General features: G+C 71.6%; 15 protein-coding genes and 3 tRNA genes. 6 read left to right on the top strand and 12 right to left on the bottom strand.

Going from position 1 to position 14,970, the window contains the following annotated elements:
- Positions 1–169 precede the first annotated feature (169 nt).
- Entirely contained in the window at positions 170–721 is a 552-nt protein-coding gene (gene hpt / locus IR155_RS06700; protein ID WP_135114069.1) for a hypoxanthine phosphoribosyltransferase, read from the bottom strand.
- A 9-nt stretch (positions 722–730) separates the two neighbouring features.
- Positions 731–1,741: a tRNA lysidine(34) synthetase TilS gene (tilS, locus tag IR155_RS06705; RefSeq protein ID WP_135114070.1), complete on the bottom strand. Its 1,011-nt coding sequence runs from the start codon at positions 1,739–1,741 to the stop codon at positions 731–733.
- Between the two features lie 71 nt (positions 1,742–1,812).
- Between tilS and IR155_RS06710 the strand changes: the two genes are divergently transcribed.
- Positions 1,813–2,349, top strand: coding sequence for an inorganic diphosphatase (locus tag IR155_RS06710; protein ID WP_135114071.1), 537 nt, complete (start codon positions 1,813–1,815; stop codon positions 2,347–2,349).
- Positions 2,350–2,596: 247 nt separating this feature from the next.
- Here the strand turns inward: IR155_RS06710 and IR155_RS06715 are convergent, their stop codons facing one another.
- The gene (locus tag IR155_RS06715; protein ID WP_233441136.1) at positions 2,597–4,072 is read right to left on the bottom strand and encodes a M23 family metallopeptidase; all 1,476 of its coding nucleotides are present in this window, start codon (positions 4,070–4,072) and stop codon (positions 2,597–2,599) included.
- A gap of 206 nt (positions 4,073–4,278) precedes the next feature.
- Between IR155_RS06715 and IR155_RS06720 the strand changes: the two genes are divergently transcribed.
- The 3 genes from IR155_RS06720 to IR155_RS06730 all read left to right on the top strand — a co-directional run bounded on the left by IR155_RS06720 (position 4,279) and on the right by IR155_RS06730 (position 4,594).
- Positions 4,279–4,351, top strand: a tRNA-Glu gene (locus IR155_RS06720).
- Positions 4,352–4,377: 26 nt separating this feature from the next.
- A tRNA-Asp gene (locus IR155_RS06725) sits at positions 4,378–4,451 on the top strand.
- Between the two features lie 67 nt (positions 4,452–4,518).
- Positions 4,519–4,594 (top strand) — tRNA-Phe (locus IR155_RS06730).
- Between the two features lie 64 nt (positions 4,595–4,658).
- Here the strand turns inward: IR155_RS06730 and IR155_RS06735 are convergent.
- From IR155_RS06735 to IR155_RS06745, 3 genes are all read right to left on the bottom strand, one after another.
- Positions 4,659–5,300, bottom strand: a complete 642-nt coding sequence (locus IR155_RS06735) for an NAD(P)-dependent oxidoreductase (protein WP_228066760.1) — start codon at positions 5,298–5,300, stop codon at positions 4,659–4,661.
- A 91-nt stretch (positions 5,301–5,391) separates the two neighbouring features.
- Positions 5,392–6,123, bottom strand: a complete 732-nt coding sequence (locus IR155_RS06740) for an SDR family NAD(P)-dependent oxidoreductase (RefSeq protein WP_135114073.1) — start codon at positions 6,121–6,123, stop codon at positions 5,392–5,394.
- 148 nt (positions 6,124–6,271) lie between these two features.
- Positions 6,272–7,429, bottom strand: coding sequence for a glycosyltransferase (locus IR155_RS06745; RefSeq protein ID WP_233441137.1), 1,158 nt, complete (start codon positions 7,427–7,429; stop codon positions 6,272–6,274).
- A gap of 114 nt (positions 7,430–7,543) precedes the next feature.
- Here IR155_RS06745 and IR155_RS06750 point away from each other — a divergent pair, with 114 nt between their 5' ends.
- The gene (locus tag IR155_RS06750) at positions 7,544–7,816 is read left to right on the top strand and encodes a glutaredoxin family protein (protein WP_135114075.1); all 273 of its coding nucleotides are present in this window, start codon (positions 7,544–7,546) and stop codon (positions 7,814–7,816) included.
- A gap of 165 nt (positions 7,817–7,981) precedes the next feature.
- On the opposite strand, the gene pip is transcribed toward IR155_RS06750, so the two are convergent.
- The gene (gene pip, locus IR155_RS06755) at positions 7,982–8,950 is read right to left on the bottom strand and encodes a prolyl aminopeptidase (protein ID WP_135114076.1); all 969 of its coding nucleotides are present in this window, start codon (positions 8,948–8,950) and stop codon (positions 7,982–7,984) included.
- 18 nt (positions 8,951–8,968) lie between these two features.
- Positions 8,969–9,847: a KPN_02809 family neutral zinc metallopeptidase gene (gene ypfJ, locus IR155_RS06760; protein WP_135114077.1), complete on the bottom strand. Its 879-nt coding sequence runs from the start codon at positions 9,845–9,847 to the stop codon at positions 8,969–8,971.
- A 137-nt stretch (positions 9,848–9,984) separates the two neighbouring features.
- Between ypfJ and IR155_RS06765 the strand changes: the two genes are divergently transcribed.
- Positions 9,985–10,446, top strand: a complete 462-nt coding sequence (locus IR155_RS06765; RefSeq protein WP_233441138.1) for a recombinase family protein — start codon at positions 9,985–9,987, stop codon at positions 10,444–10,446.
- A gap of 342 nt (positions 10,447–10,788) precedes the next feature.
- Here IR155_RS06765 and IR155_RS06770 read toward each other — a convergent pair whose 3' ends face one another.
- The 4 genes from IR155_RS06770 to IR155_RS06785 form a co-directional block, all read right to left on the bottom strand.
- A complete protein-coding gene (locus IR155_RS06770) occupies positions 10,789–12,372 on the bottom strand; it encodes a serine/threonine-protein kinase (protein WP_135114078.1) in 1,584 nt (527 codons plus the stop codon).
- Positions 12,369–13,685, bottom strand: coding sequence for an FHA domain-containing protein (locus IR155_RS06775; RefSeq protein ID WP_135114079.1), 1,317 nt, complete (start codon positions 13,683–13,685; stop codon positions 12,369–12,371). The genes IR155_RS06770 and IR155_RS06775 overlap by 4 nt, the downstream gene beginning before the upstream one ends.
- The gene (locus tag IR155_RS06780) at positions 13,685–14,503 is read right to left on the bottom strand and encodes a PP2C family protein-serine/threonine phosphatase (protein WP_135114080.1); all 819 of its coding nucleotides are present in this window, start codon (positions 14,501–14,503) and stop codon (positions 13,685–13,687) included. The genes IR155_RS06775 and IR155_RS06780 overlap by 1 nt, the downstream gene beginning before the upstream one ends.
- Positions 14,500–14,970 (bottom strand): FHA domain-containing protein (locus tag IR155_RS06785; RefSeq protein WP_135114081.1); only part of this gene is annotated, 471 nt, incomplete at its 5' end. The genes IR155_RS06780 and IR155_RS06785, both read right to left, overlap by 4 nt.

A 14,970-nucleotide genomic window follows, 5' to 3' on the forward strand; every position in this document is an offset into this window, starting at 1 on the left:
GTCCGGGGTCTCCCCCTGCCCCTCCTGTCGTGCGCGTCGCAGCCCTTGGCGACGTGCCGTTCACGTTACCCCTGGCCGGCTATGGGCGACCTGGTATTCGCCCACGGCGTACCGGTGAGTCCCGAGCGGTCGGCCAGTCCGGCCCCGTGCGAGAAACGTTCCTGGAAAACTATGCGTATACGTGGGGCGCCAGGATCGCGACGTCGCGGAGGTTGCGGTAGCGCTCGGCGTAGTCGAGGCCGTAGCCGATGACGAACTCGTTCGGGATGTCGAAGCCCAGATACTTGCAGTCGATCTCGACCTTGGCCGCCTCGGGCTTGCGCAGCAGCGCCAGCACCTCGATCGACTCCGCGCCGCGCGACGCGAAGTTGTCGAGCAGCCAGCTGAGGGTGAGCCCCGAGTCGATGATGTCCTCGACGATCAGGACGTGCCAGCCGCCGAGATCCGTGTCGAGGTCCTTGCGGATCTGCACGACGCCGCTCGACTTGGTCGAGCTGCCGTAGCTGGACACGGCCATCCAGTCCATCGCGATGTCCCGGGTGAGGTGACGGGCGAAGTCGGCCATGACCATGACCGCGCCCTTCAGGACGCCGACGAGCAGCAGCTTCTTCCCGGAGTAGTCCTCCTCCACGCGGAGCGCGAGCTCCGCGAGCTTCTCGTTGATCTGCTCCTCGGTGACGAGGACGGAGGTGAGGTCGTTCGGGATGTCCGCCGCGCGCATGCGTCGAGTCTACGTAGCGCGCTGCTGGTCGCGCGCCGTGAAGTGGATCAGGCCGCCGCGGCGTGCGGCGCTGCACGAGGGGAGATCGATCGGCCCCTGGCCGGCCCAGTCGATCGCGAGCCGCGCCACCTCGAGCGTCTGCACCCGTGTCAGCGCCACGCCGAATTCGCTCTGCACGACGTGGCGGATGATCCGGTTCCGCAGCGCGGGCGGGTTCGCGGCGAGCGCCGCGGCGGAGACGGCGATGCCGGCCTCGGAGTGCTCGACGATGTCCTCGATCGTCTCGTCGATCATCTCGGCGAACGCCTCGGAGTCCTCGCGCAGCTGCTCCGCCGTGCGGGCGAGCGCCTCGGCGATGCCGGGGCCGAGCTCGGCCTCGAGGACCGGCAGGATGCGCTCGCGCACCCGCACGCGCGAGAACCGGTCGTCGACGTTGTGCGGGTCATCCCAGGGCGCAAGGCACTGCGCCGTGCAGGCGTCGCGGGTCGTCCGGCGGCGCAGGCCGAGCAGGGGGCGCAGCCAGCGCAGCCCGTTCTCGTCGAGCCTCGCGGGCGGCATCCCGGCGAGGCTCGTCGCCCCGGCGCCGCGTGCGAGGCCCAGCAGCACGGTCTCGGCCTGGTCGTCGAGCGTGTGCCCGAGCAGCACGGCCGCGGCGCGCGCGTCGGAGGCCGCGTCACGCAGCGCCCGGTAGCGAGCGGAGCGCGCGGCGGCCTCCAGCCCGCCTGCGGCGCTGACGTCCTTGCCGACGTCGACCCGCACGACGATGGGGTCGATCCCGAGCGCCGCCGCCTGCTTCGCGGCGGCGAGCGCGACCGCATCCGATCCGTCCTGCAGGCCGTGGTCGATCGTGACGCTGCCGATCCGGATGCCCCTCGTGCGCGCCTCGTGCGCGGCGGCTGCGGCGAGGGCCAGCGAGTCGGCGCCGCCGGAGAGCGCCACGAGCACGACGGATCCGTCCGGGACGTCGGCGAGCGAGGTACGGACGGCAAGGCGGACGGCGGCGAGGGCGGGATCGAGCACGGCTCAACGGTACCGAGTGCGGCCGTCTAGGCTTGGGGCGGCAGATCCCCTGATTTCAAGGAGCAACCGGCATGGGCGCCTACGACGCAGTCATCGAGATCCCGCGCGGCAGCCGCGTGAAGTACGAGGTCGACCACGGCACTGGCCGCGTCTTCCTCGACCGTGTGCTGTACACGACCTTCGGCTACCCGACCGACTACGGGTTCTTCGAGAACTCGCTCGGCGAGGACGGCGACCCGCTCGACGTGCTGGTCGTCATGGACCACGCGGTCTACCCCGGCGTGGGCGTGAAGGTGCGTCCCGTCGCGGTTCTGAAGATGAAGGACGAGGCCGGCGGCGACGACAAGGTCATCGCCGTGCTGGCGAAGGACCCGCGCTGGGACCACATCCAGGACATCGGCGACCTCGCGGAGTACACGAAGAAGGAGATCGAGCACTTCTTCGAGCACTACAAGGACCTCGAGCCCAACAAGTGGGTCAAGGTCGACCAGTGGGGCGACGCCGCCGAGGCCGAGCGTCTGGTGTCCGAGGCGTACACGCGCTTCGAGGAGCACGAGGCGCAGACCCGCACGCAGGGCGCCGGCGAGGCCCCGAACACGCGCGCCTGACGCTCGTCACTCAGGGGCTCATCCTCCGGGATGGGCCCCTTTGTCGTGCGGCGCGGAGCGGCGCCGGTGCACGGGTGGGCGAAGCCGGGTGCGTGCGACGGTGAGCCCCTCGTGCGACCAAAGGGAGCGTGCGGGCGCTCATGCGCCCGCCACCTCACGCCCCCCGATGGAGCGTCAGCGACAGCGTCCGCAGCCGCGAGCGGCGCCGCGAAGCGGTGCCCGAGCGGGATGCGGGAGGCGTGAGAAATCAGTAAGTGTTGATGCCGCGGGCCGACATCCAGGGGCCCGGGTCGGTCGTCGCGCCGCCGACGTACACCTCGAAGTGGAGGTGGCAGCCGAAGGAGTTTCCGGTGTTCCCCTCGTAGGCGATGACCTGGCCGGCCGAGACGTACTGGCCGTAGCCGACGATGATGCCGCCGTTGACGATGTGCGCGTAGCCGGTGCCGACGCCGTTGCCGTGGTCGAGGCGGATGTAGTTTCCGTAGCCGCCGTTGCGGCCGGCGTAGACGACGGTGCCGTTCGCGGCGGCGTAGATGGGGGCGCCGCAGCCGGCGGCGAGGTCGATGCCGGCGTGGATGCGCGAACCGCAGTAGCTGGGGCCGCACATCTGCGGGCGTGGGCCGTAGCCGGAGGTGCGCCAGCCGTCGCTCGGGCGGGCCCATCCGCTGCCGACGGCGGCGCCGCCACCGGCAGACGAACCCCCGCCTCCGGACGCGGGCGCGGCCCCGCCGCCCCCACCGCCGCCGTTCTGCGCGGCGGCGGCCGCTGCGGCTTCGCGCGCCTTTCGAGCTTCTTCCGCCTTGCGCGCGGCTTCCGCGGCGGCCTTCCTGCGGCGCTCCTCCTCGAGGCGGCGCTGCTCGGCCTCGTAGGCCTTCTTGGCCTCGACGCCCGCCTGGTACTCGGCGACCGTCTTCGCGGTGTTGTCCCGCAGGGCGGCGAGCTGGCCCTCCAGGGTGACCATGTGGTCCTCCTGGTCGGCCAGCGCCTGCTCGGCGGCGATCTGCGCGTTCTGCGCGACGACCATCTTCTCTTCGGCGATCTTCTGCAGCCGGTCGCGCTCCTCGCGGGCGACCTTCGCCTGATCCGACAGGTTCTGGGCCGAGTCGCGCGCCGTGACCGCTTCGGCGTAGATCGTCTCGCTGCCGCCGATGAGCTTGTCCATCTGGCCGAGCTTCGTCAGCAGCTCGTCGGCGCTCTCGGCGGAGCCGGCGAAGAGCACCTCGAGCGAGGTGCTGTCGCCGCCGGTGCGCGAGAGCTGCGACGCGACGCGGGCCGCGTTGGTGGCGGCGGTCTCGGCGATCTTCGCCTGCTCGTCGGCCTGCTTCTGCAGCTCATCGGCACGGAAGGCCGACTCGTAGAACGCCTGCTGCGCCGCGTAGTACTCGTTGGCGGCCGTCTCGGCGGCGGCGCGGGTCTCCTCGACCCGCTGCTGCAGCTGAGCGATCATCTCCTCGAGCCGGCGGATCTCCGACTCCTTGGCACCCTGGTTGTTCTTCGCGCGCTCAACGTCCTCCCACGAGGGGTAGTCGTCGGGGTTGTAGGTGAGGCCGAAGGCACTGCCGCCCTGCGTCATCCCCACACCCAGCGCGACCGCGCCGACGCCGGCCATCGCCAGCGCGCTGCGGCGCGTGATCGGGGTCCACAGACGGCGCCGCTCAGCCGCGGTCGGGGCGCAGTCGCACTCCTCCGCCGAGGCCTCCGGGGCGTCCATCGGGCTGGTCACCGCCTGTTTCACATGAGTCACACTAGCAACATCCGTCGCAGGAACACCATCGATCACACCCGCCGGGCGCACGACGGCGGAGCTCGGGGGCGTGGTCATCCTGCCTGCGAAACGCCCGGGATCCGGGAGGACTCGCCCCGAATTGGTAAATCCGCAGCGGTCCGCTTATGCTTGATCGTCGGCACGTGAGCCCCGAGGTTCACCCCGGCCCCATCGTTTAGCGGCCTAGGACGCCGCCCTTTCACGGCGGTAGCACGGGTTCGAATCCCGTTGGGGTCACACGAGCTGATACAATTTCATAGTTTGGCCCTGTAGCGCAGTTGGTTAGCGTGCCGCCCTGTCACGGCGGAGGTCGCGGGTTCAAGTCCCGTCAGGGTCGCTCCGGGCGATGGGCCCTCTCTCGAGAGGGCCTTTCGCATAGGAAGCGGCAGATGTATCGGCCGTTCGGCTCTGTAGCTCAGTTGGTAGAGCGCACGACTGAAAATCGTGAGGTCACGGGATCGACGCCCGTCGGAGCCACCACCGAAACCCCCGCCTTGGCGGGGGTTTTCTCGTTCCCGGGAACCCGACGGAAGGCGGCCGCGACTCAGTACGCCACGCCGAATCGCTCGCGGCGGTGCTGCGGACGCTCGATCTCGTCGAGGATCGCGACCGCGAGGTCGGCGCCCGAGATGTCGGAGACGCCGTGCTCGTCGAACAGCAGCACGTCGCCACCCACCCGGTAGCGACCGGTGCGAACGCCCGGGTTCGACCTCGTGAACCGCTGCGCCGGGCAGATCACGAACCAGTCGAGCGCTTCGTCTGCCGTGCGCAGGTGCTCGTAGACGTCGATCATCTCGAGGCCCATTGGACGGCCGCTGTCGGGGTATGCGGGCGTATCGATCAGGCGAGGGCCGCCCGCCTCGAGGCGCAGTCCACCGGCTCCCGCGATCACTGCGACGCGCGTGCCTGACGCCGCCGCGAGCTCCGCGAGCATCCGGATTGTCTCGGCGACCCGGCCGGCCATGTCGGCACGTGCGGCGAGGGCTGAGACGACGACGTCGGCCGACCGGACGATCTCGGCGAGCGTCACCTCATCAGTGACGTCGCCCGCCGTGTATGTCACACCGTCGAGCGGATCGTCCGGCAGTCGCCGCGCAACCGCGATCACCTCGTGCCCGCGGTCGGCAACCTCACGGACGACGTGCGCCCCCGCGTAGCCGGTACCGCCAAGAACTGCCACCCGCATCATCAAACCCCTCCGCTTCGCTGACCCGCGGCACGATACCCGCACCGATGGCGTGTTCGCGGCCCGCGTCGCAGTCGGCCGTTGCTCGCTCTCAGCGGCCGCCGGCGACGCGGATGGTCGTGCCCGTCACGTAGGAGGCATCGGGCGAGAGGGCGAAGGCCACGACCCCGGCGACCTCCTCGACCCGGCCGGCGCGGCCCATCGGGTGCGACGCGGCGACGCGCGCGGGGCGGTCTGGGTCACCGGCGTCGGCGTGGATGTCGGTCTCGATCGTGCCAGGAGCGACGCCGACGACGCGGACGCCGCGATCGGCCGCCTCGATCGCGAGGCCCTTGGTGAGCGCGTCGACGCCGGCCTTCGCTGCGGCGTAGTGGACGTACTCCCCCGGCGATCCGGTCGTCGCGGCGCCCGACGAGATGTTGACGAGCACCCCGCCCTCTGACAGCTCGGCGACCGCGCGACGCGCGATGAGCACCGCCGAGGTGAGGTTCAGGTCGATGACGCGGCGGACGATGTCGGTGGGCGTCTCAACCAGCGGACCAAGGTGCAGGGTCGCGCCCGCGTTGTTGACGACGGCGGTGATCCGACCGGTCTCCGCCGCCGCAGCGAAGAGGGCATCGATTCCCTCATCGGTCGTCAGGTCGGCCCGCACGAGGCGGCAGGCGGCACCGAGGCCCTCGATCTCGGCGCGGGTCCGGGCCGCGGCCTCGTCGTCCTTCGCGTAGCCGAGGACGAGGTCGTGGCCTTCGGAGGCGAGACGCCGTGCGACGGCGGCCCCGATCCCGCGGGTTCCACCGGTGATGAGCGTAAGGGGACGTGGCACGCTCCCACGCTAGCCGCCGGGTTCTTCGGAGATGTCGCGTTCTCCGGAGCGACCCGCTTCAGATTCTCCGGAGAAGCCGGCATCTCCGAAGCAGCGGTGCAGCATCGCACCACGCGGCTGATCAGGAGGGGGCGCGCACGGACTGAGCTCAGAGCTCGCCGGGGCGCATCGCCTCTTCGTCGATCATCCGGATGATCTTCTGGCCGGCCGTCTCGGTGCCGGGCTCGCGCGGGCGGCGCGGGGCGTAGACGACGAGCGAGTGGAAGACGAAGCGCGCGACGAACGCGACGGCGAGGGTGATCGCGGTCGCAAGCACGGAGGAGATATGCCACGTCTCGACGAGGAAGGCGAGCACCGGGATCCGGATCGCCGCCTCCGCGTTGTTGAACGCGAACGACGTGAGGAAGCGACGGCGGAAGCCTGACGCCCGGCCGCGCATGTCGGCGAAGACGAAGCGCTCGGCGAGCAGGAAGTTCGCGACGATCGTGACCTCGGCCGCCACGATCGCGGCCCAGATGTAGCCGAGCCCCAGCGAGGTGAGCAGCCACACGATCGCGATGTTTGCCACCGCGCCGAGCGCCCCGATCCCCGCGAACAGCGACATCTTGCCGAAACGCAGGCGCGCAAGGTGCACGAGGAACGTGACGCCCTGCCGCAACGACGCCTTCGACTCGCCCTCGGCGCGCTCGTGGAACCGCATCGGCACCTCGGCCGCCCGCAGGTCGGTGCGCACGAGCAGCTCGAGCAGGATCTTGAACCCGCTCGGACGCAGCGTGGAGAGATCGAGGCGCGAGCGATCGACGAGGAAGAACCCGGTCATCGGATCGCTCGTGCCGTGCAGCCGCAGGGGGAACATCGACTTGGTCAGGATGGTCGCCGCGCGCGACACCCCGAACCGCAGGGTCGTGCCGAGCCCGGTCGAGTCGCCGCCGCCGATGTACCGCGAGGCGACAACCACGTCGGCGTCGCCGCGCGCGTGACGATCGACGAGCGCCGGGACGAGCGCCGGCGGGTGCTGGAGGTCGCCGTCCATCACGACGCACACGTCGGCCGCGGCGGCCGCGAGTCCCGCGACGACGGCGCCGCTCAGACCACCGGTGCGCTCCCCCGCGGGACGGTGAAGCACCCGGACGGGGAGGGGCGCATCCTGCGCGACGCGCTCGATCTCGGCGACGGTGTCGTCCTCGCTGTCGTCGACGAACAGGATCTCGGCCCGGCGCCGCCCGAGCGCCGCGGCCAGCTGCCGCACGAGCTCGGCGACGTTCGCCTGCTCGTTGCGCGTGGGGACGATGACGGTGACGTCCACGCCGGCCCTCTCCCTGCCAAACGGCCCGCGATGCGCGGGATCACTCAATCGTGTCATGTCCGCCGTACACGCTCGGACGGATCCCGCCCGTCCTCACGCGCGTAACCTTGAAGTATGACCAGCGCGACCCAGCCCGAATCCGGCAAGATCACGATGTTCGGCGCCGAGTGGTGCCGCGACTGCCGCCGCACCAAGGCGCAGCTCGACGAGCTCGGTGTCGCGTACACGTACATCGACCTCGAGGCCGAGCCCGCCGCGGCCGAGGTCGCGAAGGACATCTCGGGTCGCACGAACATCCCGGTCGTCGTCTACCCCGACGCCTCGCACCACGTCGAGCCGAGCAACGCCGACGTCGCCGCGAAGCTGCGGGAGTTGAGCCTGATCTGAGGCGAGTACGGGTGAGGCTTCGACTCGCTCGCTCGCCCGACGCTTCGCGCCTGGACTCGCGCTCGATGTGCTGTCGCTGTCGCTCCATCCGGGCGCGCTGGCTGGGCCCATCCGGGGCACGCTCACTTCGTTCGCAGAGGGTCACCAACGCGGGCATCGGACGTGTCAGCCCGCGAACCTGTCGGTGGCGGCTCGGAGCGCCGCGGCGATGCCCGGCTCGGTCGCGGCGTGACCGGCGTCGTCGACCACAACGAGCTCGGCCTCCGGCCACGCGCGGTGAAGCTCCCACGCGGTCATCATCGGGGTGCACACGTCGTAACGGCCCTGCACGATGACGCCCGGGATGTCGCGCAGCAGCCCCGCGTCCTCGATCAGCTGCCCCTCGCGGAACCAGCCGCCATGCCGGAAGAAGTGGTTCTCGATCCGCGCGAACGCCACCGCGTTGCGCGGCTCGCTCGCCTTCGCGATCGCCTCCCGATCCGGACGCAGCGTGATCGTCGACGCCTCCCACACGGTCCACGCGACCGCCGCGGGCACGTGCACATCCGGATCCGGGTGCGTCAGCCGCCGGTGGTACGCCTCGATCATGTGCGCGCGCTCCCCTGACGGGATCGGCGCGACGTACGCCTCCCAGAGGTCGGGGAACAGCGCCTGCGCCCCGCCCTCGTAGAACCAGTCGAGCTCGTGGCGGCGCACCGTGAAGATGCCGCGCAGGATGATCTCGGTCACACGATCCGGATGCGCCTGCGCGTACGCGAGTGCCAGCGCGCTGCCCCAGGAGCCGCCGAACACCTGCCACCGCTCGACGCCGAGGTGCTCGCGCAGCAGCTCGAGGTCGGACACGAGATGCCAGGTCGTGACCGCCGACAGGTCGGCCTCGGCCTGGCTCGCGTGCGGCTCGCTGCGGCCGCACCCACGCTGGTCGACGAGGACGATCCGGTACCGCTCGGGATCGAAGAAGCGCCGCTGCCAGGGCGCGGTCCCGCCGCCGGGGCCGCCGTGGAGGAACACGACCGGCTTGCCGTCGGGTGCGCCGCTCGTCTCCCAGTAGATACGGTGCCCATCGCCGACGGCGAGCATCCCCGAGGCGTACGGCTCGATGGCGGGATACAGGATCCCGTCAAGACCGCTCACCACGTCAGTTCTCCGGTCTCAGAGCTGGCTTCCGGACACCGAGAAGGTGTCGCACGCGCCGACGCCACCCTCGCGGCCCGTGTTGAACCAGCGCTGGCGCTGCTCGCTCGATCCGTGAGACCAGCTCTCGGGGTTGACCTGACCGCCGGACTGCTCCTGGATGTGGTCGTCGCCGACTGCGGCGGCCGCGTTCAGCGCATCCGCGATCTGCTGCGGCGTCGGCGCCTCGAGGTAGGGGTCGCCGTCGGCGTCCTTCTCTTCGGTCATCGCCGCGACCCACGCGCCCGCGAAGCAGTCGGCCTGCAGCTCGGTGCGCACGCCATTGCTGTCGGGGCCCGTGCCGTTGTTCGGGTGCTCCTGGAAGACGCCGATCAGGTTCTGCACGTGGTGGCCGTACTCGTGCGCGAGCACGTAGAGCTGCGCGAGGTCGCCCGCGGACGCGTCGTACTGCGACCGCAGCAGCCCGAAGAAGGTGGGATCGATGTACACCGTCTCCTCCGGCGGGCAGTAGAACGGCCCGGTCGCGTTCGAGGCCACGCCGCACTGCGAGGAGGTCTGCTCCTCGACGATGATCAGCTGCGGCTCGCGGTAGCCGTCGAGGTTCCTCGCCCAGAACTGGTCGATGACCTCCGCGCCGAACACCAGGCGGCAGTCGTCGTTCTCGTTCGCGTCCTGGCCGGTCGCACAGTCCTCGATGATCGCGCCGCCGCCCTGCGGCTGCGGGGCTCCGCCGCCGCCGACGCCGAGCAGGCCCGTGAGGTCCTGCCCGGTGAACATGCTGATCAGCAGCACCGCGATGCCGATGACGCCGACACCGCCGCCTCCCGCGATCGCCGCCGTGCGACCACGGCGGCGGGCCTTGCTGCCGCCGATGTTCGCATCCTCGTTGAACGTCATGTCGCAACGGTACCGGGATGCGCACCCCGCGCGACAAGCCCCTTGCGCCGGAGCGACACATGCGAACGGATGCGACGCGATCCGGGTGTCGGCGACCGCGCGGAACCGGCAGAATAGAGGGGACGAGAGGGGGCGCCGTGGCCGACATCGCGCACGAACCTGAGACGACACAAGCCGATACCGCGCCTCTGCATCTGCCGCACGCCGCGGTCGAGTGCCCCAAGTGCTTCACGGAGCTGCAGCGCGACCGCGACTGGTGGCTCGCGCGTCCCGCGGGCTCACGCCTCGTCGGCCTCGTCGTCGCCCGCGACGACATGCCGTCGGTCGTGCAGCAGCGCGACGACCTCACCCGCTTCGGCGTGCCGATCGAGGGCTTCCGCCACCCGGCGCCCGACATCCTCGAGTCGTGGGAGCAGCGGCTCGCCCGCCTGTTCGACACGTTCCGCCCGGGCGACGTGCTGGTCGTGACGAACGTGCAGGCGCTGGGCCGCAACGTCGACGAGGGAACCCGCACGGTCTCGGCGCTCGCCCGCCGCGGCATCGTCGTGAAGGTCCTCTCGCACGGCGCGCGTCACCTCGACACGGCCCCCACGGTCTGACCCGCCCGCGCCGGTGCGAGCCGTCATCTCGACTCGCTCCGCTCGCTCGATAACCGGGGTGGGGGCACGCAGAGGTGCGGCAAACGCACGGAACAGCGGGCGTGAAGGTGCACACCCCGCACGTTTGCCGCACCGGTTGCTGAGCGAGCGCCAGCGAGCCGAAGCGACCGACATGTGCTGGCTGTCATCTCGACTCGCAAGCTCGCTCGATAACCGGGGTTGGGTGAAGGGCTGTGCCGACACCGGTTGCTGAGCGAGCGCCAGCGAGCCGAAGCGACAGGCCTGTGCTGGCCGTCATCTCGACTCGCTCCGCTCGCTCGATAACCGGGGTGGGCGAGAGATTCAACCAGTGCAGATGGTCGCCGGCTCGTCCGTGAACGAGTCGTCGGCGCGGTGAAGGTAGACGTCGATGCAGACCTGGGTGGCGCCCTCGAGCGGAACCGTGACGGTGCGCTCCTCGGTGACCTGCGCCGGTTCCGGGCCGGCCAGCGAGTTGCGGTGCCACCGGTAGTAGTCGCCGGCCTCGGGGTCGGGGTTGTTCCACGAGAACACGGCGTTGGCGTCCTGGATGACGCCGCGCCCGTCGGTCACGAGCGGGACGGCGTCGCCGCCCGTCGGATCCTGCACGATCGTGTCGCGCGTGGGGCTCGGCTCGGGCTGCGGAGCCAGGAGGCCGGGAAGGGTTGCTGCCGCAATGCCGACCGCGGCGACGCCGAGCACGGACACCGCGACCACCGTGGGCCAGCGGCGCGAGCGCGGGGCGGGCTCTTCGGCCGCCACGCCCTCGGGCCCCGCGGGCGCGGGCGCCGCCCGAGGGCGCCACACGGTCGCGTCGTCGACCGGCTCGACCACGCGCGGGCCGCGCGCAACGGTCGCGTCGTCGTCGACGGCGGGTGCGGGCGCGACCTCCGCCGTCCTCGCCGAGGGCCGGGTCGCGGGATCGATCGGAGCCCGCTCGACCTTCGCGGTGTCGAGCTGGGCGATGCTCGTGATCCCGCGCACGCGGGTCAGCCCGCCGTCGTCGTCCTCGGGCGGCGCGTCGAGCGGGTGCTCGTCGAGGATGTCGATGGGAGTGACCGAGTGCGCGAGCTCGATCTGCACCTTCTGCAGCGCGCGGGCGAGCGCGACGGCACTCGGATAACGCGCATCCGGATCCTTCGCCATCGCGCGCGCGAGCACGGCGTACAGCGAGGACGGCACATCCGGGCGGTCGATGGCGGGAAGCGGCATCCGCTCGATCCGCTCGATGAGCTCGGCGCTGCCGTTGCGCTGACCAGGCAACTCGAACGGCGAGCGTCCGGCGAGCAGGGTGTAGATCGTCGCGCCCAGCTGGTAGACGTCGGTGCGGGGGCCGCTCAGCGCGCCGGAGGCACCGGTGGCGAAGACCTCCGGCGGCGACCACGGGATCGACATGCCCGTCGTCTCGGCGCCCGACTGCGACGTCGACGCGATGCCGAAGTCGGTCAGCGCCGGCCGGTTGTACTCGGTGACGAGGATGTTCGCCGGCTTGATGTCGCGGTGCAGCACCCCGGCGCGGTGGGCGGTCTCGACCGCCGCTGCGACCTGGATCCCCACGCGCAGCGCCTCGGCGGCCGAGAACGGCTCGCGCCGGTACCGCACCTGCAGGTTCGGCCGCGGGCAGTACTCCATCACCAGATACGGCCGGCCGTCGGACGAGACGCCGGCCTGGTAGATCGTGACGATCGCGGGATGCGTCGACAGCATCGCCATGACGTTCGCCTCGGCGGTGAACTGGGTGGCCGAGGTCGAGATGCGATCGGGCAGCAGGACCTTCACCGCGACGCGGCGGCGCGGCAGCTCCTGCTCGTACAGGTAGACGTCGGCGAAGCCGCCGGATCCGAGCAGCTCGAGGTGGGTGAACCCCGGCAGCTGCGGGGGTGGCGCCGGGGGACGGCGCTGATTCACGGCAGCTCCTCGAACGTGATCCGCACGCCGTCGCCGATGTCGATGACGTCGCCCGACACCACGACCGTCTGCTCCCCCGGGTGAAGGCGCACCGGATCGGCGGACGTGCCGAGCACGCCCGTCCGGTAGAGCACCGTGCCGTTCGTGCTGTGAAGGTCGGTCACGACGACGGTCTCGCCGTCGGAGCTGATCTCCACGTGGTTGCGGGAGATGTCGTTCTGCGGGCTCTCGACCGCCACGAGCTGCGGCATGTCGGCGCCGGTCGTGCGCGACGAGCGCGGGCGCCGGCCGACGATCACGCTGCGGCCGAGCTCGACGATCTCGCCGGTCGACAGCCGGATCCGTCCGCGGCGCGGAGCCGGCTCGGGCGGCAGCGCGGGGACGTCGAAGCGCGGCACCGGCGCGGGATCGAGGCCAGCGGACGCCTCCTCGATCTCGTCGAGCGGGATGTCCGCCGTCACAGGCGCGGCCTGTCGCGCGGGCGCCGGATCGGGCGCCACGGCGATCGTGGCGCCGTCATGATCGCCGAGCGACTGCGACTCCTCCTCGCGCTCGCGCAGCACGGCGAACTGCTCGACCGAGAGCGTGGCGCCGTCGTGATCGCCGAGCGGCTCGATCGGCCCCGAGTGGGAGGGGTCGAGCGTGTCATGCGAGGCGGGCGGCCACTCGTCCACGGCCTTCGGCGCCGGAGCGACGGGGTCGAGGCGCGTGTCGTCCGGCAGCAGGGTCTCGGTCGGGGCCTCCCGCGCGAAGTCCCCCGACCCGGCCGCCCCGGCGTCATCCGGATCGCCTGTGACGAGGTCGTCGGGAACGAGCGCGTCGCGCGCGTCGTCACCCTGCGCGCGCGCCGGCTCGTCGGCCTCGGCGGGCTCGAAGAACACCGCACTCACGGATGCCGCGAGCACGGCACCGGATCCGATCGGCAGCTCGGAGGCGCGCGCGGGCGGATCCTGCGCGGGAAGCACACGGACGGACAGCGCGTCCTCGATGAGCCGCACCAGCCAGGTGCCACTGTCGCCGCCGGTGAGCTCGAGCTCGCCGCGCAGGGTCTGCACGGCGACGCGCAGATCGCCGCGGACAGCCGTCCGCACGGCCTCGCCCTGCAGCAGCGCGACGGCGAACGGCGGCATCGTGGAGGTCGCGGCACCGAAGGCCCGCTCCATCGCATCGAGCACCGCGGCGACCCCGTCGCCCGAGTCGAGGCCGACCCAGACGTCGTCGATCAGCTCCTGCGGCAGGCCTCCGGGAAGCACCGCGATCCCGTCGTCTGCGACGACTGTCAGCATTCCGCCGGGCTCGTACGTCACGCGCATCAGAGCATCCCTCCCACTGGCTCGCGCGGCAGCGTGTCGGAGTCGATGTCCTCGTCGGGCGCGCCGCTCCCGGCCGCCGCGCCCCGCCGCGAGACCGAGACGGCGTCGACGACGATCGCCGTGATGTTGTCGCGGCCGCCGTGAAGCACCGCCTCGTGGACGAGGCGGGTGGCCGCCGCCTGCGGGTGCGCCTCCACGCTCAGGATGGTGCGGATCCGCTCGGCCGGCAGCTCGCTCGGCAGCCCGTCGGAGCAGACCAGGATGCGATCTCCCTCCGTGGCGGGCAGCATCCAGAAGTCGGCATCGGCGTCGCTGCCGGCGCCCAGCGCGCGCGTGATGACGTTGCGGCGGCGGTCGCGCGAGGCGTCCTCGGCCGTGAGCTCGCCGCGGTCGATGAGCTCCTGCACGACCGAGTGATCGACGCTGATCTGCTCGAGCCTGCCGCTCGCGAGGCGGTACGTGCGGGAGTCGCCGAGGTTGAGCGCGAGCCAGTATCCCTCGCCGGCGACGTCGGCGATCACGACGCCCGTGAGCGTCGTGCCGGCGCCGGCGGCCGTGTCGATCGAGAGGCCGTCGACGCGGCTGCGCGCGCGGGCGAGGGCATCGCGCACCTCGGCGATCGTGAGGCTGTCACGCCCCGCGAAGCCGGCGAACTCGGCGATCGCCGTCGCCGAGGCGACCTCGCCGCGGTCGTGACCGCCCATCCCGTCGGCGACGAGGAACACCGGCGGCACGGACAGGAACGCGTCCTCGTTGAGGGAGCGGCGCAGCCCCGCATCGGTGGCCGCTCCGCTCTGCGCGACGATCGGGCTCATCATCCGGCGCCCCGCTCGCCGATCGCGTCGCGCTCACCGCGTCCGCCGAGCTCCCCCTCCGTGCCGAGGAACGTGGCGATCCGGTCGCCCATCTCGAGCGCATCCCCCGCGCGCAGCGGCGTCGGCTCGCCGGGCCGCGCGTCGATCCGCTCGCCCGCGCGGACGATCGTCACGCCGTTCGTCGAGTGGTGGTCGACGACGACGGCACCCTCGGCGCCGACCCGGATCTCGAAGTGCGTCTTCGACAGCGACAGCGTCTCGTCGCGCACCACGACCAGGTCGGCATCCTCGTCGCCCGCGGGGTTGCGTCCGAAGACCGAGCGAGCGGTGACGGTGTGGCGGGTGCCGTCGTCCCACTCGAGCTGGACGGGCGGGGTGCGGACGACAAGGCGGGTGTCCTCGACGTCGGGCTCGGGGCGCGGCTGCTCCGGCCGCACGAGGACGGTGTCGCCGTCGACGTCGTCCAGCGC

The sequence above is a fragment of the Microbacterium paludicola genome (assembly GCF_015235415.1).
In the GTDB taxonomy this organism is placed as follows: Bacteria; Actinomycetota; Actinomycetes; order Actinomycetales; family Microbacteriaceae; genus Microbacterium; species Microbacterium paludicola.